This is a genomic window from Nocardia sp. CWNU-33, assembly GCF_046764895.1.
Classification (GTDB): Bacteria; Actinomycetota; Actinomycetes; order Mycobacteriales; family Mycobacteriaceae; genus Nocardia.
This window is the reverse complement of the sequence record NZ_JBKOQN010000028.1, coordinates 31,957-55,670: the sequence shown is the minus strand read 5'-3', so window position 1 is coordinate 55,670 and position 23,714 is coordinate 31,957. Positions and strand designations below refer to the sequence as shown.

Genomic DNA, 23,714 nt, shown 5'->3' with positions numbered 1-23,714 from the left:
CGAGTAATCGAGCGCAAGGGAATCAAGCGTCAACGGGTTCGCGCTCCTGAGCCTCCTCGTCGAGGAGCTTGGTAGCGATGTTCTCCAACGCCTGATCGAGCAGCGCATGGTCGGCGGGGTCGCGGTAGTCCCAGTCGTCGAGCTGGGTATCGAGCCAATGTCGCCACGAGGCATGGATCCGGTCGACCTCGGCCCGGCCGGAATCGGTGAGTCGAACGCGGCCATCGTCGGCGCTGACATAACCCGCGGCGATCACCTGCACGTAGATCGGGCGGATTACTTCGGGCGGCATCTTGTGGGCCTGCGCGATGGCCTCGAGCGTGGCCACACCGCGAACCCGGGTGTGCATGTACACCTGGCCGAGCGCCCACGCCCGGCCCGGACTGAGCTTCGACCCCGAGTCCGCGAGAATGCGCGGTCCGATCGGCCCCTTGGCGTGCGCCTTGCGCATCGCACCGGAGACCGCGCGCTCCAGCAGCACTAGGCGGTCCGGGGAATCGGGCACCGAAAAGCCCTCGCCCACATCGGAAGCGCCGGCCCGGACGCTGTCACGCAGCGGTATTTCCTTCAGGAACCACGCGACAACAAAACCGACGAGCGCGACCGGGACCACCCACAGGAAGACGTGGTCGATGGACCTCGCGTAGGCGTCGATGATGGGCGCGGCGACGTCGGCAGGCAGGGCCCGCAGCTGCTGCGGATTCGCCGCCACCGCGGGCGGCACGACCTTCACCTCGGTCAGGGCCGCGGTCAGATCGGTGGTGATCTGGTTGGTGTACAACGTGCCGAATATCGCGGTACCGAAAGCGCTACCGAGGGTGCGGAAGAAGGTGACGCCCGAAGTTGCCGTGCCCAATTGCGTGTAGGGCACGGTGTTCTGCACGACGATGGTCAGCACCTGCATGGCAAGGCCGATACCCAGACCGAGGATCAGCATGTACAGCGATTCCAGCCAGATGCTGGTAGTTCGGCCCATCGTGGACATCAGATACAGACCGACCGCCATCACCGCGGTGCCCACGATCGGGAAGTACCGGTAACGACCGGTCTTTCCGACGATCTGCCCGGACAGGATCGAGGTGAACAGCAATCCCGCGACCAGCGGCAACGTCCGAACGCCGGACGCGGTGGCCGACACCCCGTTCACGTATTGGAGATACGCGGGCAGGTAGGTTATCGAGCCGAGCATCGCGAAGCCGACGATGAAGCTCAGGATCGAGCAGACCGTGAACACTCTGCTGCGGAACAATCCCATCGGCAGCATCGGTTCGGTCGCTCGCAATTCGACCGCGACGAACGCCGCGAGCAGTAGCACCGCGGCGACGAACAGGCCGATGATCTGCCCAGAGCCCCACGGATATTCGGTACCGCCCCATTCGAGTCCGAGGATGAGGCTGGAGACGCCGAGCGCGACCAACCCGATGCCCGCATAGTCGATGATGGGCTTGATCGCGGCCCGCACCCGCGGGATGGTGCGCGCGGCAAGGGCGATCATGACGATCGCGACGGGCACGTTGACGTAGAAGCACCAGCGCCAGCTCGCATGGTCGGTGAACAACCCGCCGAGCGTCGGGCCGATCACCGTGGTGACGCCGAAGACCGCACCGAGCGCGCCCTGATACTTGCCGCGTTCGCGCAGCGGGATGATGTCGGCGATCAGTGCCATCGCCGTGACCATGAGACCTCCGGCGCCGAGGCCCTGAACGGCGCGCGCGATGATCAGCAACAGCATGCCGTTGGCCAGGCCCGCGACCATCGAGCCGACGATGAAGATCAGCGCGCTGAGCTGGAACACCAGCTTGCGGCCGAACAGATCGCCGAGCTTGCCCGCCAGTGCCGTCGCCACCGCCTCGGCGAGCAGATAGGACGTGACCACCCAGGCCAGGTGCCCCGCACCGCCGAGATCGGCGACGATCGTCGGCAGTGCGGTGGAAACGATGGTCTGATCGAGCGCGGCCATCAGCATGCCGAGCACGATGGTGCCGAACACGATGTTGGTCCGTGCCCTGCTCAAGGGCGCGGGCGCGGATGTGTCGGCGACAGCGACTGCACCGGTCATCGGTTCAGTATGTGCCGACTTCGACGGTCGGGACGGTGCGACACGAGCCCGGGCAAACGGGAGGCAACCGGCCAGGCGCTCAGCCTGTCGCCGCCTCGAGGATCACCTGGGCGACCGCCTCCGGGTTGGACACCATGACCGCGTGGCTGGCGCCTGCGACCTTGGTGGTCTTCGCGCTCATCCGCTCGGCGAGCACCTCTTCGAGCCGCGTGCCGATGATCAGGTCGTTGCCCGCGACGATGTACCAGCTCGGGAATTCGCGCCAGGCGGGCGGACCCGAGACGAAGCCGAAACGCGCCGCGTCGCTCGGGCCTTGCACCGCAGCCATGACGCGCGCCTGCACCGGATCGACATCGAAGGCGAAATACTCGACGAACTTGTCCTGCGGCAACGTCACCCTGCCCTGCGGGTCGGTCACGAAGAATTGCGCCGAGGGCGGCTGACCGAACGGCTCACCGAGCGCTGTGACCGTCTCCCCCTCGTCCGGCGCGAACGCCGCGACGTAGACCAGCGCTTTCACATTCCTGGCTCCGTGCGCGGCATTGGTGATGACGCAGCCGCCGAAGGAATGCCCGACGACTACGGTCGGGCCTTCGAGGATGTCGAGGGCCTGACGCACCTTGGTGACATCGTCGGGAATCGAGGACAGCGGCTGCTGCACGGCCACGACATGGTGGCCGGCGGCCTGGAGCGTGGGGATGACACCGGACCAGGACGAGCCGTCGGCGATAGCACCGTGCACGAGCAGGATGTTGACCATTGCGGGACCTCCGGAATCGTGGGTAATCGGGAGCATGCCGAACAACACACACGAACTAGGGAAACGCTGCGGGCAATCTTTCCGCAAGCACCGTCATAGCGCTCGGCAATCGCCGAGAGTCTCGGTGTTCACCCGATGGTGACCGGCTCGCTTCGGTCAGCGGCCCGCACCGCGTAGTCGGCCAGCGACGGCTCCAGCGCGGCGAAGGCGACCTCGATGTACCCGCGCAGTGCCGTGGCGATGTCGTCGTTGGACTCGCCGGCGAGTGTGCGGCGCATCGTCTCGTCGAACAGCACTCGATGTACCCCGCCCAGTAGCGCCGCGGCCACCCGCGGCGTGATGTCGCCTGGCGCAGTATCGGTTTCGATCGCAAGGGTTCGCGCCAGCGCTGCCTCGCGCTCCTCGTGGAATTCGCGCAGCCGGGCGACGAGCGCGGGACTGCCTGCAATCAGCCCGGCGAATTCCGGACCGGAGAATCCGATAACCGGATCCTGATCGGCGACCGCCGCCAGGTAGGCGCGCCGCAACGCGGCGAGCGCGGACTCCCCCGCCACGCGTTCGCGGACGGTGCGGCCGAGCTGGTCCACGAACACTTCGCCCAGATCCAGCGCCAGGTCCTCCTTGCGCGGGAAGTAGTTGGTCACCGTCATCTTGGCGACCTCGGCAGCCGCGGCCACATCCGCGATCGTCACCTTGTCGAATCCGCGCTCCAGGAACAGCAGTGTGGCCTGGTGCGAGATCTTCTCCCTCGTCTGCTGTTTCTTTCTGGCCCGAAGTCCCTGCTCGGCGCCCGTGTCGACGGTCTGTGCACTCATGTCGAGCAGACTACATGATCTCGTCATAAATTTATGCGTGACATATTTTTAGGTCTGTTCTAAGTTTGCCCTCGTCGCCGCGAGACGACGAAGACGAAGGAGAAAACGGATGCCCCACGGTCACGACGTAGCAGCCCCGACCCGCAACACGATGCAGACCAGCCACGAGGGAGCAGCCACCATGGCCGAATACCACACCACGCACAGCACGCTGGACGCGGCGATCCGCGGCATGCTCGAGCAGAGCTCTTCGCCGAAGTCGGGCGAGCCCGCGGCGGCGCGATCCGCGAATCACGCTGCCGCCCACCAGATCCGGACCACAACAGGTTTCCCCGGCGGCAATAGCAGGCGCGGCCATCAGTCGAGCAATGCACCGAAAGGACAGGGATTCCGTGCGCAGCCACGGCGTCCGCTGCGGATTCTCGGCCGCTGAATCCGCACCGCCGCTGAATCCGCACAACCCAGCCGGTAGTCGATCCGGCCCATCGGCATCGACTACCGGCTTCTCCCCTCGCTCGACCGAAAGGCGCACCCGTGACCCAGATCTGCACCACTCGCTCCACCCGCACGGCCCAGGGCATGGTCAGCGTTGACCCCATCAAGGACTACCTGCGGAAGATCGGGCAGACCGCGCTGCTGACCGCAACGCAGGAAGTAGAGCTCGGCGAGCGCATCGAGGCGGGTGTGCTCGCCCAGCAGCGCCTCGACGAAAGCGCTGCCGCGGGAATCGAACTCACCGCCACACAGCGGCGTACGCTGCAGCGCACCGCCGCGGACGGCAGGCGCGCCAAGGAGCACATGGTCCAGGCCAACCTGCGCCTTGTCGTTTCGGTCGCCAAGCGCTACCCGACGCCGACCAGCATGTCGCTGCTGGACCTGGTCCAGGAGGGCACATTCGGATTGATCCGTGCGGTGGAGAAATTCGATCACCGACGGGGGCTCAAGCTGTCCACCTACGCCACCTGGTGGATCCGCCAGTCGATCGGCCGCGCGCTGGCCGACCAGGGCCGCACCATCCGCATCCCCGTGCATGTGGTGGACGTACTCAACCGCGTCACCCGCACCCGGCGCGCGCTGTCGCAGCAACTGGGCCGTGTGGCGACCGCCGCGGAGGTGGCCACCGAGCTGGACCTATCGGTCACCCAAGTCGAGGAGGTGATGCGCCATGGGCGCGAACCGATTTCGGTGCACACCCCGGTCGGCGCGGAGGACGACACCGAACTCGGCGGCCTGCTGGCCGACGATGTTCCCGACCCTGCCGATGTGGTAGCCGAGGACATGATGCGTGTTCAGCTCGACGCGGCACTCGCGACGCTTACCGCAAAGGAGGCCGAGGTGATCGGGCTGCGCTTCGGCCTGGATCGCGGCGAGCCACGGACCTTGGCGGAAATCGGCACCACCCTTGGTGTATCCCGCGAGCGAGTGCGGCAGATCGAAGCCAAGGGCATGGGCAAATTGCGCAGGCCGTCGTGCACCCGCACGCTGGAGGGCATGCTCGCCTAGCGCGGTATCCCGGTGGCGGTCATGGTGTTTCGATCAACGCCACCGCCACCGGGACGAGCACCTCGACCAGCGCCTCGACCGGTGGGCGCGGGTCGGCGAGCAGCCACTCGTGGGCGAGTCCGTTGATCGCGCCGATCAGGGCGCTGGTGCTGAGCCCGGGTCCACCGCGCACTCGACCGCCCGCGGTGACGGCGGGCACCACCAGGGATTCCAGCACCGTCCCCCAGGAGTGGCGGCGCTCGCGCCGATGGCGTTCCATACGCTCGCTGACGCCGACCACCTCGATGAACGCGACCTTGGCCCGGTACGGGTCGGAGCCGACCGACTGGAGATACGCGGCGAGCACCGCGGTCATCGCGGCGGTGATGTCGAACCTCGGATCGAGTTGCTCGAGTGCCGCCATGATGGCCGCCGCGGCCTCGTCCTGGATGCGGTCGTAGACCGCGATCAATACGTCTTCCCTGGTCTGGAACTCCTCGTAGAAACTGCCGCTCGGATTACACACCCGTGTCGCCCTTCCCACGAAACTTACTCCGGAGTAAGGTCGGGCCATGGCGTGGAAACCACAAGAAGTACCCGACCAGAGCGGGCGCACCTTTATCGTCACCGGAGCCAACGGTGGGCTCGGCGTCGAGACCACCACGGTGCTGGCGGCCAAAGGCGGCACGGTGATCATGGCCTGCCGCAACGCGGAGAAGGCCAAGACAATCGCCGAGCGCATCGACGGCGATGTCCGTGTCGCCGTGCTGGATCTCGCGGATCTGGCCTCGGTACGCCGATTCGCCGACAGTACCGACGAATTCGACGTGCTGATCAATAACGCAGGCCTGATGAACGTGCCCTTTTCCCGCACCAAGGACGGGTTCGAAACCCAGTTCGGCGTCAACCATCTCGGCCACTTCGCGCTGACCGGGCTGCTGCTGGACCGGATTCGCGATCGGGTGGTGAGCCTCGCGAGCATCGCCCACAAACAGACCCCGAAGCTGTGGATCGATGACCTGAACTACGAAAATCGTCGCTACCAACGCAATCTGGCCTATGCCCAGTCCAAGCTCGCGAACCTGATGTTCGGCAGGGAATTACAGCGCCGACTGGCCGAATCCGGCAACAGCAAGCGCTCTTACGTTGTGCACCCCGGCGTCTCCGCCACCGACCTGTTCGCCAAGACCGAGACCCCGATCGACTGGGTCAGCAAGCCCTTCATCCGCCTCATCGGCCACTCCCCGACCAAGGCCGCGCACTCGACGCTGTTCGCAGCGACCATGCCCGACGCCGACCCGAATACCTACTGGGGCCCGACCAGGTTCTTCCAGACCCAGGGGCCGGTGGAGGCGACGCCGTCGAGCAAGCTGTCGAACAACCGCGCACTACAGCGTCGGCTCTGGGAGGAATCCGAGCGCATGACCGGAATCTCCTACAAGTTCTGAGACCGGCGAATTCCGCAGCGGAAGGCCCGTCGGCCACAGCACCGGCGGGCCGCACCGATCCCGATCAGCTCAGAACCGACACCACGATCTTGCCAGCCGAATCGCCTTTGCCCGCCAGGCCGCCAGTGACCCGATGCCGGACATCGGTCGGGTTCACCTCGCCGCGTGCATCCCGACGAGCACCTCGACCCGGCCCGGCTCCGGCCGCTCGACCACCCGCAGCACCTCGGGCCCACCGAATGCGTCCTGACCGATAGCGCGCATCGCACATCTCCTGCTCTCCGGACCGTTCCCTGGCGCACCAGTCGCGCGGCAACAAGATTTCCGGATTCGATGACACGCAACGAGTGACAAGAAAGCCAACAAACGGCAGGATCGCGCCACACTCGATCTTGTCCAGTCACACGGAGCGACCTACAGCCCTCCGGCCGATACCAAGAACAGGTGATACCACCGAGGTATCATGCCCATATGGCTATGACACTCAGACTCAATGACGATGATGACCGGGCACTCACCGAGCAGGCCCAGCGGGAAGGCCGTAGCAAGCAAGAGATTGCCCAAGAGGCGATCCACCTTCACCTGACACGCCGCGCCGAAGCCTTCGACGCACTACTCGCCGAAACTATGACCGAGCACGCCGAACTGCTCGAGCGGCTGGCATGAAATATCTCACCCTCGAGGAACTACTGGCCATTGCTACCGCAGTGAACGGCGGACATGCCGCCGTTCGCGACGCAGGCTTGTTGGCTGCCTCGGCGGAACGTCCCCGCACCACGGTGTTCGGGCACGAGGCGTATCCACGTCTCATCGACAAGGCGGCGGCACTGCTGCATTCGATTGCACGGAATTACGCTCTCGTTGATGGCAACAAGAGGACCGCATTCCTCGCGGCGGCGATTATGTTGCGGATCAACGGCGAACATGTCAAGGCATTCCCGGAGGCCCAGGAAAAAGCCACGAATGCGATTGCGCAAGGCGATATGGAAGTGCCCGAGATTGCTACGCTGCTGAAAGAATGGATCAAATGACTTCGAGTGCGCCCGAATCTATCTCCGGCTGGCGCGTCGATAGCCCACCGCGGCAGGAACGGCGAACACGATGATCGCGCCGAGCGACCAGATGATCGTCATGGTCAGCGGCCTGGCGAGCGGGCCACCGAGCGCAAGCGCCCGCATCGCGTCGACCGCGACCGACAGCGGCTGGTTGCGCACCACCGGCTGAATCCACTCCGGATAGGCAACGAGCGGGACGAAGCCGGTGCTGAAGAACATCAGCAGCGAGCTCAGTATCGTAATGCCTTCGACGAGAGTCGCTTTCGCGGTGTATACCGCGATGGCGGTGACGATTGTGGCGAAGGCGAGGCCGAAAAGCACCGGCACCAACAGGAACACCAGCGCCGCGAGCACACCCTGCTGGAAGCGGAACCCGAGCAGATGCCCGACAACGACGACGATGACGGTTCCGGCGAGGATGCGGCAACCCTCGGCGAGGATCCTGGCCATCAGGCCGGAGGCGCGGTGGACCGGCAGCACCCAGAACCGGGCGAGCAGACCAGCGTCGCGTTCGCGCCCGAGCATCACGCCGCTGGCCACCGCGCCGGATAGCGCGCCGACGATCGCGACCATCGGCACCGAGCCGTAGAGCCCATCGCCACCGGTGAACTTCTCGATCTGACCGCCGATCACGGTGTCGAGCATGAACAGCAGCAGACACGGGATAATCAGCGTCTCGAGCAGGGCAACCGGATGGCGCACCGAACGCAGCAGCAGTCGCTGTGTCTGCAGAATCGTGTGCCGCACCAGCGACACCGGTGATGTCTCGGAGCCGCGCACGCTGGGCGTGGCAAACAGTGTCATCACGCCCTCCTGGAGCTCAGCCGCACGGCGATCGGAATACACACGACCAGGATCCCCAACGCCCACAACAGTGGTGGGCCCATCAGCGACCAGGTCACCTCACCCGCGTTGCCTTTGGTGTCGCCGGCCAGCGCCCGCAGTGCGATGGCGAACTGCGAGACCGGCTGGTTGCGCACGAACCACTGCACCCAGTGCGGAAATTGGCTCGCTGGAGCCAGCCCCGTCGACAGCATGCCGAAGATCAACGGCGGCAACACCAGCGCCTGCGTGACGGTCTCGGGACTCTTCGACACCGTCCCGATGACATCCGCGCCGAGCGTGAACGCGATGCCGATTAGCAAGGAGAACGCCAGGAAACCGAGCGTGTGGACGGTGTCCAGACGGAAACGGAAGCCGATGACATACCCACACACCACCGCGGCGGCCAAGGCGAGGAGCAGTCGAAAGAAATTGCCGGACATGCGCGCCGCGACGGGTACCAGCGGCCAAATGGGCATTGAGCCGAACCGGCGGTCCAACCCCGCGACAGCGTCAGAGGCGGCGCGGAATGCGGCCGAGATGGCCGTGAAGGCCGCCGCCTGCAGGATCACCAGCGGCATCATGTACTGCGCGTAGCTGCTGAAGCCATTGCCGGAGAAAGTCATCACCGTCTTCAACGGGATGTAGAAGCTGGCGGTGAAGGCCGCAGGCGCGAGAATCGACGCCAGCACTTCGCCGGTCTTGACCGACGGCACGATCAACCGCGAGGTGAGCACCCACCACTGCTGCACGGTGGCCGGGGTCGCGCGGGCTGAGGTCAGCCAGGTACCCGCCGTCATGAGCCCGCCTCACCGTCTACCGAGGCGAGATGACCGGTCAGCTGCAGGAATACATCGTCGAGCGACGGCCTGCGCAGCGCGATGTCGACCAATTCGATCCCGGCGCCGTCCAACCGTCGCAGCGCCTCCGCGAGAGTCTTGGCGCCGTCGACCGCCGGGATGGCGATGCGGTCCGAGTCGGGTGTCAGTGCGGTGCGAGTCTCTTCCGGCAGCAGTGATCCGAGCGCCGCCACGATGGCGGGCACATCCTTGAGATCCAGCGGCACCACCTCGCAGTAGCTACCGCCGGTCCGCGATTTCAGCTCGTCGGCGGTGCCGTGCGCGATCACCACCCCGTGGTCGATGACGATGATCCGATCGCAGAGTGCGTCGGCTTCCTCCAGATACTGGGTGGTCAGCAGGGTGGTGATGCCGTTCTTCTTGAAGCTGGACACCAGGTCCCATACTCCTTGTCTGCTGCGCGGATCCAGGCCGGTGGTCGGCTCGTCGAGGAACACCACATCCGGTCGGACCACCAGACCGCAGGCAATATCGATGCGCCTGCGCATGCCGCCCGAATAGGTGCCGACTCGGCGACTCGCAGCGCCCACCAGATCGAATTCGGTGAGCAGCTCATCCGCGCGCGCCTTGGCGGCCCCCTTGCGCAGCCCCATCAACCTGCCGAACAGCACGAGGTTCTCGTAGCCGCTGAGCATGTCGTCGAGTGCGGCGAATTGCCCGGTCAGCATGATGGATTTGCGCACTGCCGCGGGATCGGCGACGACGTCGTGCCCCGCGACCATGGCTCGGCCTTTGTCCGGGACGATCAACGTCGACAGGATGTTGACCATAGTGGTCTTGCCCGCGCCGTTGGGTCCGAGGATGCCGAGCACCTCCCCCTCGGTGGCCGTGAAATCGATACCGCGCAATGCCTGCACAGCGCCGAAGGATTTCTCGATGCCCTCGACGAGGACTCCGGTGTCGGAACTCATCGCCTGCCTCCCAGCTGCTCGTCGAGTACGCGGGCGATGGTTGCCAGCGCGTGTGGTGCGGTCAGTTCGTCATGGGTCACGTCGACATCGACGGTGGTGATCTCGCCGGTGACATACGGTCGCCAGCCATCCGGACCGAAAATATCCGAAGTGTCCACAGTGGCGTGGAAATACAGCACGTCGCCGTGGTAGGTCGGTCGCTGATAGCCGGTCCTGGTGCGCGCCGACGCGTTGTAGGAGCCTGCCATTCGCTCGAGGGTGTCCGCATCGATGATCGAGACGCCACCCATCCGATCGCGGATGAGATCCGCCGCCTCCTGTGCGGTCGCCTCGGCGGGAACATCGTGGATACCGAAGACCGCGCCGAAGGTGTTGACGAAGGCGCCCGCGGTGAGCCGCTCGATGCTGTCACCGTCGATGTCGGCGGTGTCGGCATCCAGCAACGCCAGCACCCCGACCGATGCGCCGGCCTGCTCCAGCTTCGTGGCGATCGCCTGCGCGATGAGCCCACCGAAAGACCAGCCGAGCAGATGGTAGGGGCCGTCGGGTTGCACCCGGCGGATCTCGGCGACGTAGCGGTCGGCGAACTCCTCGATGGACCGAACCGACGGTGCGCCACTGAGATCCGGAGCCTGCAGGCCGTAGATCGGACGGCCCGGCGCCAGTGCGTCCGCCAGCCCGAGATAGGTCCATGCCATTCCGGACGACGGGTGGATGCAGAACAATGCCGGTTCGTCCCCGCCGAGCCGGATCGGCAGCAGCACGTCGAGTCCGAGTCCGCCCGACCCGGCCTCGGCGACCGGTTGCGCGGCAAGGGCAGCCTCCTCGGCGGCCGCCTGCTGCGCCTCCGGCGTCTGCGCGAATTCCGCTGCTGCGCCGAGGGCTTCGGTCCATATCCGCGCCAGCTCCTCGACATCAGCGCGGTCCAACAGGGTTTCGGGGTAGCCGATGCTCACGTGCAGTCGATCGCCGAGAACGACAGCGTTGATGTCGATCTCGGACATCAACTGCACGTCCGGATGCTCGGCGGCGTGCAGGTCGCCGAACTCGTCGGTCGGCAGCCAGCCGAGCCCTTCCAACCCGGCCGGAATACTCGCCGTGGCGTAGCGGCCGAGATAGTTGAAGCCGACCCGCCCCGGCAGCCGTTTCGGCAGTTGTTCCGCCGCAGCGGAGTTCAGATAACGCAGCAGCCCGAAACCGATGCCCTTGTCCGGTATCGCACGCAACTGGTGCTTCACCACCCGGATCGCCGAACCCATCGCCGCGCCGCCGGACAACGCGGCGTCGAGGTCGATCTCGGCGAGATCCAATCGCACCGGGTAGATGCTGGTGAACCATCCGACAGTCCGCGAAAGATCGGCGCCGGGAACCACCTCCTCTTGACGACCGTGTCCTTCGAGCCGGATGAGCGCAGAGCTGCTCGCACCAGAGGAGTCCGTCGGCGAAATTCCGGCGTCACCATCGAATTCCGCGCGCCCCCGCCAGCGCATCAGCGCCAAGGCCAACGTGGCGAGCAAAGCGTCGTCGGCGCCCCCCTGGAAGAGTGCGGGCAGTGTCGTCAGTAGTCCGGTGGTCGCCTCCGCGGACACATCGAACTCGACCATCCGCATGGTGTGCGCCTGATCGATGGCCGGGTCGAGCTCGCGGGAGCCGATCAGTGGGTCGGGCCCGTCGACGACGTCACGCCAGTAGGTGAGCTCGGCCGTGCGAGCCTCGCGGTGTGCCTCCTCGGTCAGCGCGTGCGACCAACGACGCATGGAAGTTCCGGTTTCGGCGAGGATCGGGGTGCCGCCGGTGGAGACCTGGGCCCATGCGGCGATCAAGTCCGGCACCAGGATTCGCCATGACACACCATCCACGACGAGGTGGTGCGCGACGACGATCAGCCGGCCGGGCCTGTGCCGAGCACCCGCGTCGCCGACGGGATCGAGCCAGATCAACTGCAGGACGCCACCGTTGGCCGGGTCCAGTCGGTTCAGCGCGGAATCCACTTCCGCGATGGCGTATTCGCGGACATCCACGGTGTCGGCATCGGCGTCGAACTCGATGCGGTGCACGAGCGCGTCCACCTCGATCGAGCCGGGCTCGCCGACCTGCACCTGCCATTCGGCCGTGGCGTCCTGAGACAGCCTGGCGCGCAGCATGTCGTGCCGGTCGATGACGGCCGCGAGCGTCGCGACGAGTTGCGCGCGCTCGATGCCGACCGGCAGCTCGAGGACCGCGGTCTGGGCGAACCGGTCGAAGTTCCCGCCCCGCTCGATCATGTATCGCACGATCGGCGTCAGCGGCAGCGCACCCACGCCGCCGCCGGGCAGCTCCTCCAGAACCACCACCTCGCCTGCGGCGTCGGCGAGCGCCGCAAGCGCTTCGACGGTGCGGTGCTCGAATATTTGCAGCGGTGTGAGCACCAGGCCGTGCATCCGCGCCCGCGACACCAGTTGGATCGCGAGAATGCTGTCGCCACCGAGAGCGAAGAACGAATCGTGCACGCCCACCTTTTCGCGGCCGAGCAGCTCCGCAAAGATCTCCGCGAGCCGCTCCTCGGAAGGTGTTTGCGGCGCCCGGTATTCGGTCTCGACATCGTCGAACACCGGATCGGGCAACGCGCGGCGATCGAGCTTGCCGACCGCGTTGATCGGGATCTCGTCGAGGACGACGAACGCGGCAGGAACCATGTACGCGGGCAAGGTTTCCGCAGCGAAGGCGCGCAGTTGCGCGAGGTCGAGCGTGTGGCCGGCCGCCGCAACCACATAGGCTGCCAGTGCCGTCGAGCCCGCCGGCCCGCGCACACCGAGCGTCACCGCGAATTCCACACCGTCGGTGCGCCCGAGCACCGCATCGATCTCGCCGAGCTCGATACGCTGCCCGCGCACCTTGACCTGGAAATCGGTCCGCCCGATGTACTCCAGCTGCCGGTCGCGCGTCCACCGGACGAGGTCACCGGTGCGGTAAATCCGCTCGCCCGGCGCGCCGAACGGATCGGCGACGAACCGGGTTGCGTTCAGCTCCGGTCTGCCGTGGTAGCCCCTGGCCAGCGCGGATCCCGCAATGTACAGCTCGCCTGCGACCCCGACCGGGACCGGGCGTAGCCGATCGTCGAGCACCAGGACCGCCGAACCACGAATCGGGCGGCCGATGGTCACCGGAGCACCCACGGCCATTGCGGTGGAACTCGTTGTCCAGATGGTGGATTCGGTGGGTCCATAGAGGTTCACCATGGTGCGCCCCCGCGCCCACCGCTCGACCAGTTCCGCGCCGACCGCCTCACCGACCACCGCGAGCACCTGCACGCTCGGCACCGCCGCGGGGTCCATCGTTGCCAGCGCCGACGGGGTGATCACCATATGCGTCACTTGCTCGGCGCCGATCAGCTCGGCAAGCGGTATGCCGCCGAAAACATCCGGCGGCGCGACCACCGACGCACTGCCCGAGCCGAACGCCATCATCGCCTCGAACACCGAGGCGTCGAAACTCGGTGACGCCACCTGTAGGACTCGCGAATTCTCGTCGAGCGCGAGCTGTTCCTGTTGCGCCGCAACCAGATCGGCGATGCCGCGATGCGACACCGAGACACCTTTCGGTGTTCCGGTCGACCCTGATGTGTAGATCATCCATGCGGGTTGGTCCAGATGAACCGGGCTGCGCAGCTCGTCGGCCCGCACGGCATCCTCGCCCATCGGCTGGATGCGCGCGGTGAACTCGGCATCGTCGAGTACCAGCCACTGTGCGCCGTCTGGCAATTGGGCTCGATGTGCGGCCACGGTGAGTCCGAGCACCGCGCCGGAATCGGTGAGCATGTGCTCGATGCGGTCGGCCGGGTACTTCGGATCGACAGGCAGGAAAGCAGCACCGGCCTTGGCCGCCGCCCACATGCCGGTGAGCAGTTCGGCCCCGCGGGTGAGACCGAGCGCGACCACGGTTTCCGGCCCGACACCGGCACTGATCAGGACTCGAGCGAGCTTGTTGGCGCGGGCGTCCAGCGCGCGGTAGGTAGTGGTGCGCCCGTCGACGACGAGCGCAGGTCGCTCCGGATGCGTCGACGCCGCCGCAGCCAGGACCTGCGCGAGCGTCATGGTCCCGCTGCTGGCGGGCCCGCGCACGGGAACCAGTGTTTCGCGCTCGGATTCCTCGAGCACATCGATATCGGAGATTGCCTGGTCACTGTCGGCGACCACCGCGTTCAGCACGCGCTGCCATCGGGCCACCAGTGTCGCCGCGGTGGCCGCGTCGAACAGGTCCGTCGCGTAGGACAGCACGCCGCTCAGCCCGGCCGGTTCGGTCCCCGAGAGATGTTCTCGCAGATCGAAAGTCAGGTCGAACTGCGCGGCGTCCCGGTCGAGGTTCTCGACCTCGATGCGCAGACCGGGCAATTCGAGGGTCGGCTCGACGAAGTTCTGTAGCGACAGCGATACCTGGAAGATCGGGTGGTGCGCCGTCGACCGCGTCGGATTCAGCACCTGGACGAGCCGTTCGAACGGCACATCGGCGTTGCCGAACGCGTCGAGGTCGGTCGAGCGCACCGTCGCGAGGAACTCACGGAAGCCCGTGTTCGGATCGACCGATGTGCGCAGGGCAAGGGTGTTGACGAACATGCCGACCAGCCCGTCGAGGGCCGCCTCGCCGCGACCGGCGATCGCTGTGCCGATCACGACGTCGTCGGTGCCGCCGAGGCGGGCGAGCAGCACCGCGAGCGCGGCGTGCACAACCATGAACAGGCTGACGTCGGCCGTGGCCGCGAGCTCGCCCATGGCCCGGTGCAGTGCCGCGTCGATCTCGAAATCCACATCGGCGCTGCGCATTGTCTGCATGGCGGGCCGCGGTCGGTCGGCGGGGAGTTCGAGCAGATCGGGTGCGCCGGTCAGCGCGCCGGTCCAGTAACCGATCTGGCGCGCGGCCATCGACTCGGGATCGCGCTCGTCACCGAGCAGCTCGCGGTGCCAGAGCGCGTAATCGGCATACTGTACGGCCGGTGGCGGTCCCGCCGTGCCTGCGGCATAGGCAGTCATCAGGTCACCGGCCAGCGGCGCCATCGACGAACCGTCGGCGCTGATGTGATGGACCACGAGGACCACCACGTGGACCTCGGGCGCGACACGCAGCAAGCCGACCCGCAGCGGCGGCGCGGTGCCGATGTCGAATCCGGTACCGGTCAGCTCGGCGATCCGATTATGCAGCGGCACACCGTCTTCGGTGTCCACCACGGTGAGCGCGGGCAACGCTGCCGCACCACGCAAGACCACCTGCCGCGACCCCTCCGCGTCGGCGGGATACACGGTGCGCAGACTTTCGTGCCGGTCGACGACATCCGCCACCGCCACCTGCAAGGCATCGATATCGAGCGTGCCGGTGAGCCGCAGCGCCACCGCGATGTTGTAGGCGGGTGAACCGGGATCCAACTGATTGAGCACCCACATGCGCTGTTGCGCGGGCGACAACGGAATCCGGTCCGGCCGGATCCGCGGCGCGAGCACGAACCTGGTCCGATCGCCATCGGCGGCGGGCACGATCCGCGCGGAAAGCTGGGCGATGGTCGGGGCATCGAAGAGGTCGCGCAGTGCAATCCGCGCACCGAGTGCCGCATTGATCCTGGCGACGACCCGGGTTGCGCTCAGTGAGTTGCCGCCGAGCTCGAAGAACGATTCGTCGATGCTGACCCGCTCGGTGTCGAGCACGTCGGCGAACACCTCCGCGACGGCCTGCTCGACGGGTGTGCGCGGCGCGAGATAGGCGCGTCGCGAGACCGCGAAATCGGGCACCGGCAGCGCGTTGCGGTCCAGCTTGCCCACCGGGGTCAGCGGAACCTCGTCGAGTGCGATGAGATAGCCGGGGACCATATACCCGGGCAGTGTGGTGGCGATCTGGTTGCGCAACTGCTCGGTGTCCAGCTCCACCCCGGCGACGGGAACCACATAGGACACCAGCACGGTCTCTCCCGCCGGTCCGGTACGGCCGATCGTCGCCGCGTATTCCACCCGTTCGTCGGCGGTGAGCACCGCATCGATCTCGCCGAGTTCGATACGCAGGCCGCGAATCTTCACCTGGAAGTCGCTGCGGCCCTGGTAGTCCAGCTCACCAGGCTTATCCGGCACCCATCGCACCATGTCACCGGTGCGGTACATCCGCTCCCCCGGCGCACCGTACGGGTTGGCGACGAATCGGCCCGCGGTCATCGAGAACCGATTGAAGTAGCCGCGCGCCAGGGCAGGCCCCGCCAGGTACAGCTCACCGGTGATGCCGACCGGGACGGGACGCAGCCATGGGTCGAGCACCATCACCGCCGCGCCCTGAACCGGTCCGCCGATGGTGACCGGTTCGCCGATTCGAAGCTCGCTCGGTCCTGTCGCCCAGATGCTGAATTCCGTTGGGCCGTACAGGTTCACCATTCGGCGACCCGGCGCCCACTGGGCCGTCAGCTCCGGACTGATCGCCTCACCGGCCACCGACAGCATGCGCAGCTCGATGAGGTCGCTGGGATCCATGGTGGCGAGCACCGACGGCGTGATGACCGCATGGGTGATCTTTTCGTCGCGGATCAACTGCTCGAGCGCACTGCCGCCGTACACATCCGGCGGTGACAGCACCAGCTTCGCGCCGGTTGCGTGCGCCATCAGCAGCTCGAACACCGATGCGTCGAAACTCGGTGAAGCGACCTGCAATACGCGTGCGGTCGGGTCGAGATCGAGCGAATTGCTCTGGGTCGTCACCAGGTTCGCCAGGCCGCGATGGCTCAGCAGCACGGCCTTCGGCTTGCCGGTGGAACCCGAGGTGTAGATCAAGTAGGCGGTCTGCTCGATGTCGATGGCGTGGCCACGATCCGCGTCGGTGATGGGCGCGTCGGAAACCGTCATCACCTTGCGGATGGTGTTGAGATCGTCCAGCAGCAGCCAGTCGATGGTGCCGGGCAAGGTCTCGCCGGTCGCGCAGACCGTCACGCCGATCGGCGCTTTGGAGTCGGTGAGGATGTGCTCGATCCGCTCCGGCGGATAGCTCGGGTCCAGTGGCGCGAAGGCCGCGCCGGTTTTGGCCATCGCCCACACCGCGACCACCGACTCCACCGAGCGGGTGAGCGCGAGCACGACGAACACTTCGGGGCCGACACCGCGACGCAGCAGCACCCTGGCGAATCGATTCGACCAGGCATCGAGTTCGCGGTAGGTCATGGACACGCCGCCGGCACTGACAGCAGTGGCATCAGGGACGATGGCCGCACCGGAGGTCAGGATTTCGGGCAGCGTACGCAGCGGCATCGGGGCGGCCCCGCGGACCGGCAGCAAGGCGACGCGTTCGTCGCGATCGCAATGCTGCACCAGCGCCACCGCCTGCTGTGGTTTTTCGGCGATCTGTGTCAGCAGCAGCACGAATCGGTCGAGCAACCGGCGCGCCGCGGGCGCCGCCAGCTGGTCGGCCATGAACTTCACGGTGATCCGCATGCTGTCGCCCGCAGGCCCGCCAGGCAGCGGAATGACCATGAGGTTCAACGGATACGGCGTCGCGTCGGTCCCCGTCACATCGAGCACCCGCATGCCCGCGATATCCAGCGACTGCGACAGCACCTCCCGATCGATCGGGTAGGACTCGAAAACGGTGAGCGTGTCGAACAGTTCGGCAAGCCCGACGGCCTGATGGATCGCGGCGAGCCCGACATGCTGGTGATCCAGCAGCCGCGCCTGCTCGGACTGGACGCGAGCCAGCAGATCGACGACCCGCTCGCCCGGCTCGAGGCGCACCCGCACCGGCAGCGTGTTGATGAACAATCCGACCATGTCCTCGACGCCCGCCAGCTGCGGCGGCCGGCCGGAGACCGTGCCGCCGAACACCACATCGCTCCGGCCGGTCAACATCGCGAGCAGCAGCGCCCACGCGACCTGCACCGAGGTGTTGACCGTTGCGCCCGCCTCGCGCGCGGACTTCTCCAGCCGCGCAACGGCATCGGCGGACAGATCCACCGAAACCATGCCGGATTCGGTGGATTCGATCCCCGCCAGTGTCGGCACCGCGCGCGTCGGAGCGTCGATCCCGGCCAGCGACTGCTGCCACGCCGCGATCGAGGCCGCGTTGTCCTGTCTGTCGAGCCAGGACAGGAACTCCCGGTAGGAGGGGGCCGGTGGCAGCGCGGGGAGCTGCCCCGCCGCGCCGGCGGTGATGTAGATCGCCAGTAGCTCGCGCACCAGCAGCGGGGTCGACCACCCGTCGAGCACCAGGTGATGATTCGTCATCACCAGCGTGTAGTCCTGGGCGGCGGTCCTGACGAGGGTGAAGCGCAGCAGCGGCGGACGAGTGAGGTCGAAGCGAGTGCTCGCGTCGACCTCGATGAGGCGTTCCAGTTCGCGGTCTCGTTCGGCGTTGTCGGTGATCGCGCTCAGATCCAGGTCGTACCACCGTATCTCGGCGGTCGCGAGCACGAGCTGGCGTGGACCGTCGTCGGTATCCACATAGGCGACCCGCAGATTCTCGTGCCGTTCGACCAATGCCTGTGCGGCCGAACGCAAACGGGCCGCATCGACGCGACCGGCGAGGGCGAGCCTGGTCTGCACGGTGTATCCGTCGGCGGTGTCGGAGTCGTACCAGGCGTGGAAGAGCAGGCCGTACTGCAGTGGCGAGAGCGGCCACACGTCGGTCAGATTCGGGTAGCTCTGCTCCCAGCCGTCCAGCTGGCCTGCGGTCACCCCGACGAGGTCGAAATCCGACGGTGTGTGGCCGCCCGCACCTGCGGTCCGCGCATGCGCGGCCAGGGCGCGCAAGGCGTCCGCCCACAGCTCGGCGAGCTCACGCACCTGTGCCTCGTCGAGAATCCGTGACGCGTAGCCCCAGGTCACCTCGAGCTCGGTGTCGCCCATGATGGCGTTGATGTCGACGACAGCCGCCAAGGGCGCGCGGTCGTCGTTGGTCGCGGCGAATCGCTCCGGCTGCCAGGTTGCGCCCGCGCCTCCGGTTGCCGCGCGTCCGAGATAGTTGAAGCTGATCTGTGGGGTCCCGGTATCCGTCAGGGCTGCAGCGGTTTCCGGAATCAGGTAGCGCAGCATGCCGTAGCCGACGCCCTTGTCCGGAATCGCTCGCAACTGTTCCTTTGCGGCCTTGATGGCGGCTCCCGCGGCGGGGCCGCCCGCGAAGGCGTCGTCGAGGTCGATGCCGGTGAGGTCGATCGCGACCGGATAGACACTGGTGAACCAGCCAACGGTGCGGTCGACGGCGGCGTGCGGCAGCACGGCCTCCTCGCGCCCGTGGCCCTCCAGCGTGAGCAGCACAGCCGTACGCGGACGCCAGCGGCATACGGCCATGGCGAGCGCGGTGAGCAGCGCGTCGTCGGCGCCGCAGTGGAATCGGTCCGGCACCAGTTCGAGCACGACACTCGCCACCTCGGCCGGTACCGTCGTGCGCACATCCGCCATGGTCGCGACCACGTCCAGCGCCGGATCCAGCTCGCGGGCACCGAGTTCCTGATCGGGAGTGGCCAGAATCCGCTGCCACACCGGGAGTTCACCGGCTCGGCCGACCGCGGCCTCGACCTGGCCGTGCGCCCAGCGCCGCATCGACGTACCGACCGGCTCCAGCTTCCCGCCGATCATGGCAGTGACCAAGTCCGGCAACAGAATTCGCCACGACACACCGTCGACCACAAGATGGTGCAGCACCAGCCACAGCCGCGGATCCACCTCCGGTGACTCGATCAGTACCACGCGGGCCACGACGCCCGCGGCCGGATCGAGCAGATCGGCCGCGCGCTGCAACTCGCGTTCGTAGGTCTCGGTCGGATCCGAACCGGCGGCCACGACGTCGATGAGGTTGTCGGCATCGACCGAACCAGCCGCGCCGACAATCCATTCCCAGCCCGCCGCCGATTGTCGCAGCGTGCTGCGTAGCACATCGTGGTGATCGATGAGCGTCGCCAGGGCCTTGGTCAGCTGTGCTCGCTCGACGCCGCGGGGCAGGCCGACCAGTACGGCCTGACTGAACCGCTGCCACGGCTCGCCGTGCTCCAGCATCGCGTGCACGATCGGCGTGAGCTCGACCGGGCCGACACCACCACCGGGCAGTTCGCGCACCTGATGTGCGGCCGCGTCGGTGGCAACGGCGGCCAGTCCGGCAACGGTCTTGCGCTCGAACACATCTCGCGCGCTGAACGACAGACCTGCCGCCCGTGCCCGTGACACCAGCTGAATGGACACGATGCTGTCGCCGCCGAGCGCGAAGAAGTTCTCGTCGACACCCACCTCGTCCAACCCGAGCACCTCGGCGAACAGCGGTGCGAGAACTTCTTCGTTCGGTGTGCTCGGCGCGCGCTTCACAACACTGCGAGCGGTGAAATCCGGCGCGGGCAGCGCCCGTCGATCCACCTTGCCGACCGGAGTGAGCGGCAAGCTGTCGAGCAGCATGATGACAGTCGGCACCATGTGGGCCGGAAGTGTCTCGCCGACAAATGCTTTCAATTCCTCGGGGTGCACCTGCGGGCCCGGCTTCGCCAGCACATACGACACCAGCGCGGTGGCTCCGGACGGTGTCGTCGCGCCGATGGTGAGGGTGAAGTCGATGTCGGGGTGGCGCTGCAGCGCGGCGTCCACCTCACCGAGCTCGATGCGGAATCCGCGCACCTTCACCTGGAAGTCGCTGCGCCCCGCATAGTCCAGCTCGAGCCGCCCCGCCCGCCGATGCCAGCGCGCCAGATCTCCGGTGCGGTACATGCGAGCACCCGGCTCGTACGGGTTGGCGACGAATCGGCTCGCGGTGAGCCCGTTGCGCTGGTGGTAGCCGCGGGCGACGCCGTCGCCTGCCAAATACAGCTCCCCGATCGTGCCGGTGGCCACCGGCCGCAACCAGGGATCGAGCACGACGGCCGAGACGCCACGCACCAGGCTGCCGATCGTGACGGGTGCGTCCGGCGCCATCGGTGCGCTCAGGGTCGTGGTGACAGTGGTTTCGGTGGGCCCGTACCCGTTCAACAGTCTGCGATCCGACCACTTCGCCACCAACTCCGGCGGGCAGGCGTCGCCGCCGACGATGACGGTGCGCAGCGCGGGCAGGGTCGCGGGATCGAGCGAACCCACCACGGCGGGAGTCACATTCAGATGGGTGACGCCGTGCGTGCGCAGCACCTGCGCCATATCCTCGCCCGCGTATGCCGACGGCGGCACCACCGCGACCGTCGCGCCGACGGCGAAGGCGACGAGCAGTTCCTCCACCGAAATATCGAAACTCGGCGAGACAGCATGCGCTACAACGGAATCGGCCGTCACACCGAAGCTGGAGCCGGAGCCGGTAGCCAGATTCGCCAGCCCACGATGCGACACCATGACTCCCTTGGGCAGGCCCGTCGATCCCGAGGTGTAGATGACGTAGGCGGTCTGGTCGAGCAGCACGGGCGCAGCGCGCTCCGCATCGGTGATCGGCGACGAATCCTGCATCGCGGCCATGCGATCGGTCGCGTCGTCGTCCATGATCAACCAGGTCACCCGGTCCGGCAGCGATTCCCGTGCCGCGGCGACGGTGAGACCGGCGACGATCCCGCTGTCGCCGACCATGTGCTGGATACGGTCCGCGGGATAGCTCGGGTCGATCGGCACGAACGCCGCACCGGTCTTGGCCTCCGCCCACAACCCGACCACGGAATCCAGCGAGCGCGGAATCGAGATCGCCACCGTGCGCTCCGGGCCCGCACCCGTCGCGATCAGCAGGCGGGCCAACCTATTCGAGTGTTCGTCGAGCTCACGGTAGGTCATCGCGACCTCGCCCGCCCGGATGGCGACCGCGCCGGGTTCGATAGCAGCGCCCGCGGCCAGGATGTCCGGAAGCGTTTGCGGCACAACCCCGTTCGGACCATACGCGGGAACCAGCTCGGCCTGCTCGGCCTCGGAAACGACCTGCACCGTGGACAGCGCCGCATCCGCGCCCGCTGCGAGGAAGCGGGACAGGAAAGCGCCGAAACGGCCGTGGTGTGCGACCAGCTCGGTGTCACTGTAGAGATTCGGGTTGGCCTGGAAATCGATGTGGGTGCGCTCGCCCGCCACGCCGGGATACACGTTGACGAACAGGTCTTCGATCATCCCGGAGGTGAGCACATGCAGGCGACCGGTGACCGACCCGAGGCGGATCCGGGAGTCCATCATCATCAGGTTCACCGTCGGACCGAACGAGGCCGCCTCGTCCAGCGCCCAGCCGAGATCGCGGACGATGTCTTCCTGCCGATAGCGCGGTCGCCGCAGCGCGCCGGTGAGCTCGCGCTGCGTCGCCCGGATCAGCTCGCCCACCGTCGCGGTCGGATCCAGGGTGAGGCGCAGCGGCACGACATTGGCGACCATGCCGCCCGAGCGCCGCAGCGACGCGGTCGTGCGGGCGGACACCGGCAGACTCAGCGCCACCTCCGGCGCACCGGTCATGGCGGCGAGATACGCGGCGAACGCGGCCACAATCACCGGTGCCATGCTCGACGAACTCGCCTTCGCGACGGCATCGAGCAGTTCGGCGGTTTCGGCCGACAGTGCGCCGCTGACCAGCCGCGGGTGCGCGTCGACCGCGGCGAAGCGGCCCGCAAGGTTCACCGGCTCCGCCATCCCGGCCAGGTGTTCACGCCAGTACTGCCGGTCGGACTCGAAACGCTGCGAGTCGCGATAGGCCACGTCCGCGTCGACGATCTTGCGCAGGTCCTCTGCCTTGCCTTCCGGGGGCTGCTGCCCCTCGATGGCCGCGTTGTAGAGATCCATCGTGCGCTGCATCATGGTGATCGCACCGACGCCGTCGAGCACGATGTGATGGATTCGCGAATACCAGTACCAGTGGTCGTCGGCGAGGCGCAGCATCGTGACCTCACACAGCCGATCGCGCAGCAGGTCGAGCGGCGCGGTGTACTCCGCCCGCATCCACGCCTGCGCCGCCGCCGCCGGATCGGGTTCGGCGCGCAGGTCGTGGATGGTGGTGTGGTCGTCCAAGGTGGTGTCGATGACCTGGAACGGGGCGTCGTCGACCTCGATCAGGCGCAGATAGCCGGTACCGAACTCGCGCCCGGCCTGACGCGCCGAATCTGCCAGTATGTCGACGTCGACCGATCCGACGAATTCGACGTACTGGGCGATGGAAATCGGGTTGTCACCAGCAAAGTGCTGGGCGAACCAGATTCCGCGTTGGGCCGCGGACAGCGCGAACGCACCCGCGGGCAAACCGTTGCTCGCCGCGATGGGCGAGCGGGATTGCTGCTGCATGGGTATTCCTGCATGCTGATCGTGGACCTCGGTCCGCTGGTCGAGCAATAGTCGATCCTCGGTGCTCGCCACGCGTCAGCCGACCAGGCCAGGCCACATCGAAACGACTGCTGATACGGATGATCCGACCGGCTTGCACATCGCTATTTTCCCCTCGATGGTGTCGACAGGTGGCGTCTTCGGAATGTTGGTGATCTCGGCACCGTCCGGCATGAGTTGTCGGTTTCCTCCCCTATCCCAGCTCCGAGGGCCATCGGCGAAGCGCCACGTTTCACCAGCTCACAGCGTTGAATTACGAAATCCTGATGGCGA

Annotated in this window: 13 protein-coding genes; 5 read left to right on the top strand and 8 right to left on the bottom strand. The window is 66.9% G+C overall.

Annotated elements, in window-relative coordinates; genetic code table 11:
- Positions 1-22 precede the first annotated feature (22 nt).
- From ACLMAL_RS29510 to ACLMAL_RS29500, 3 genes are all read right to left on the bottom strand, one after another.
- Positions 23-2,059 carry a DHA2 family efflux MFS transporter permease subunit gene (locus tag ACLMAL_RS29510; RefSeq protein WP_412002071.1) on the bottom strand — a complete coding sequence of 679 codons (2,037 nt, stop codon included), beginning with the start codon at positions 2,057-2,059 and terminating at the stop codon, positions 23-25.
- Between the two features lie 79 nt (positions 2,060-2,138).
- On the bottom strand, positions 2,139-2,819 hold the full coding sequence (locus ACLMAL_RS29505; protein WP_412002069.1) for an alpha/beta fold hydrolase: 681 nt from the start codon (positions 2,817-2,819) through the stop codon (positions 2,139-2,141).
- 128 nt (positions 2,820-2,947) lie between these two features.
- A complete protein-coding gene (locus ACLMAL_RS29500; protein ID WP_412002068.1) occupies positions 2,948-3,634 on the bottom strand; it encodes a TetR/AcrR family transcriptional regulator in 687 nt (228 codons plus the stop codon).
- A gap of 109 nt (positions 3,635-3,743) precedes the next feature.
- Between ACLMAL_RS29500 and ACLMAL_RS29495 the strand changes: the two genes are divergently transcribed.
- A complete protein-coding gene (locus tag ACLMAL_RS29495; RefSeq protein ID WP_412002067.1) occupies positions 3,744-4,067 on the top strand; it encodes a hypothetical protein in 324 nt (107 codons plus the stop codon).
- 101 nt (positions 4,068-4,168) lie between these two features.
- Positions 4,169-5,137, top strand: a complete 969-nt coding sequence (locus tag ACLMAL_RS29490) for a sigma-70 family RNA polymerase sigma factor (protein WP_412002066.1) — start codon at positions 4,169-4,171, stop codon at positions 5,135-5,137.
- A 19-nt stretch (positions 5,138-5,156) separates the two neighbouring features.
- Here the strand turns inward: ACLMAL_RS29490 and ACLMAL_RS29485 are convergent, their stop codons facing one another.
- Positions 5,157-5,660 carry a TetR family transcriptional regulator C-terminal domain-containing protein gene (locus tag ACLMAL_RS29485; protein ID WP_412002065.1) on the bottom strand — a complete coding sequence of 168 codons (504 nt, stop codon included), beginning with the start codon at positions 5,658-5,660 and terminating at the stop codon, positions 5,157-5,159.
- 28 nt (positions 5,661-5,688) lie between these two features.
- Between ACLMAL_RS29485 and ACLMAL_RS29480 the strand changes: the two genes are divergently transcribed.
- From ACLMAL_RS29480 to ACLMAL_RS29470, 3 genes are all read left to right on the top strand, one after another.
- A complete protein-coding gene (locus ACLMAL_RS29480; RefSeq protein WP_412002064.1) occupies positions 5,689-6,564 on the top strand; it encodes an oxidoreductase in 876 nt (291 codons plus the stop codon).
- Positions 6,565-7,035: 471 nt separating this feature from the next.
- The gene (locus ACLMAL_RS29475) at positions 7,036-7,230 is read left to right on the top strand and encodes a ribbon-helix-helix protein, CopG family (protein WP_328409975.1); all 195 of its coding nucleotides are present in this window, start codon (positions 7,036-7,038) and stop codon (positions 7,228-7,230) included.
- A complete protein-coding gene (locus tag ACLMAL_RS29470; protein WP_412002063.1) occupies positions 7,227-7,595 on the top strand; it encodes a type II toxin-antitoxin system death-on-curing family toxin in 369 nt (122 codons plus the stop codon). Before ACLMAL_RS29475 ends, ACLMAL_RS29470 begins: the two co-directional genes overlap by 4 nt.
- 18 nt (positions 7,596-7,613) lie before the next feature.
- Here the strand turns inward: ACLMAL_RS29470 and ACLMAL_RS29465 are convergent, their stop codons facing one another.
- From ACLMAL_RS29465 to ACLMAL_RS29450, 4 genes are read right to left on the bottom strand one after another with little or no spacing between them, the layout of a single operon-like run.
- Positions 7,614-8,423, bottom strand: a complete 810-nt coding sequence (locus ACLMAL_RS29465; RefSeq protein ID WP_328409971.1) for an ABC transporter permease — start codon at positions 8,421-8,423, stop codon at positions 7,614-7,616.
- The gene (locus ACLMAL_RS29460) at positions 8,423-9,241 is read right to left on the bottom strand and encodes an ABC transporter permease (RefSeq protein ID WP_412002062.1); all 819 of its coding nucleotides are present in this window, start codon (positions 9,239-9,241) and stop codon (positions 8,423-8,425) included. Before ACLMAL_RS29460 ends, ACLMAL_RS29465 begins: the two co-directional genes overlap by 1 nt.
- A complete protein-coding gene (locus tag ACLMAL_RS29455) occupies positions 9,238-10,212 on the bottom strand; it encodes an ATP-binding cassette domain-containing protein (RefSeq protein ID WP_412002061.1) in 975 nt (324 codons plus the stop codon). Before ACLMAL_RS29455 ends, ACLMAL_RS29460 begins: the two co-directional genes overlap by 4 nt.
- On the bottom strand, positions 10,209-23,402 hold the full coding sequence (locus ACLMAL_RS29450; protein ID WP_412002060.1) for an amino acid adenylation domain-containing protein: 13,194 nt from the start codon (positions 23,400-23,402) through the stop codon (positions 10,209-10,211). The genes ACLMAL_RS29455 and ACLMAL_RS29450 overlap by 4 nt, the downstream gene beginning before the upstream one ends.
- Positions 23,403-23,714 lie beyond the last annotated feature (312 nt).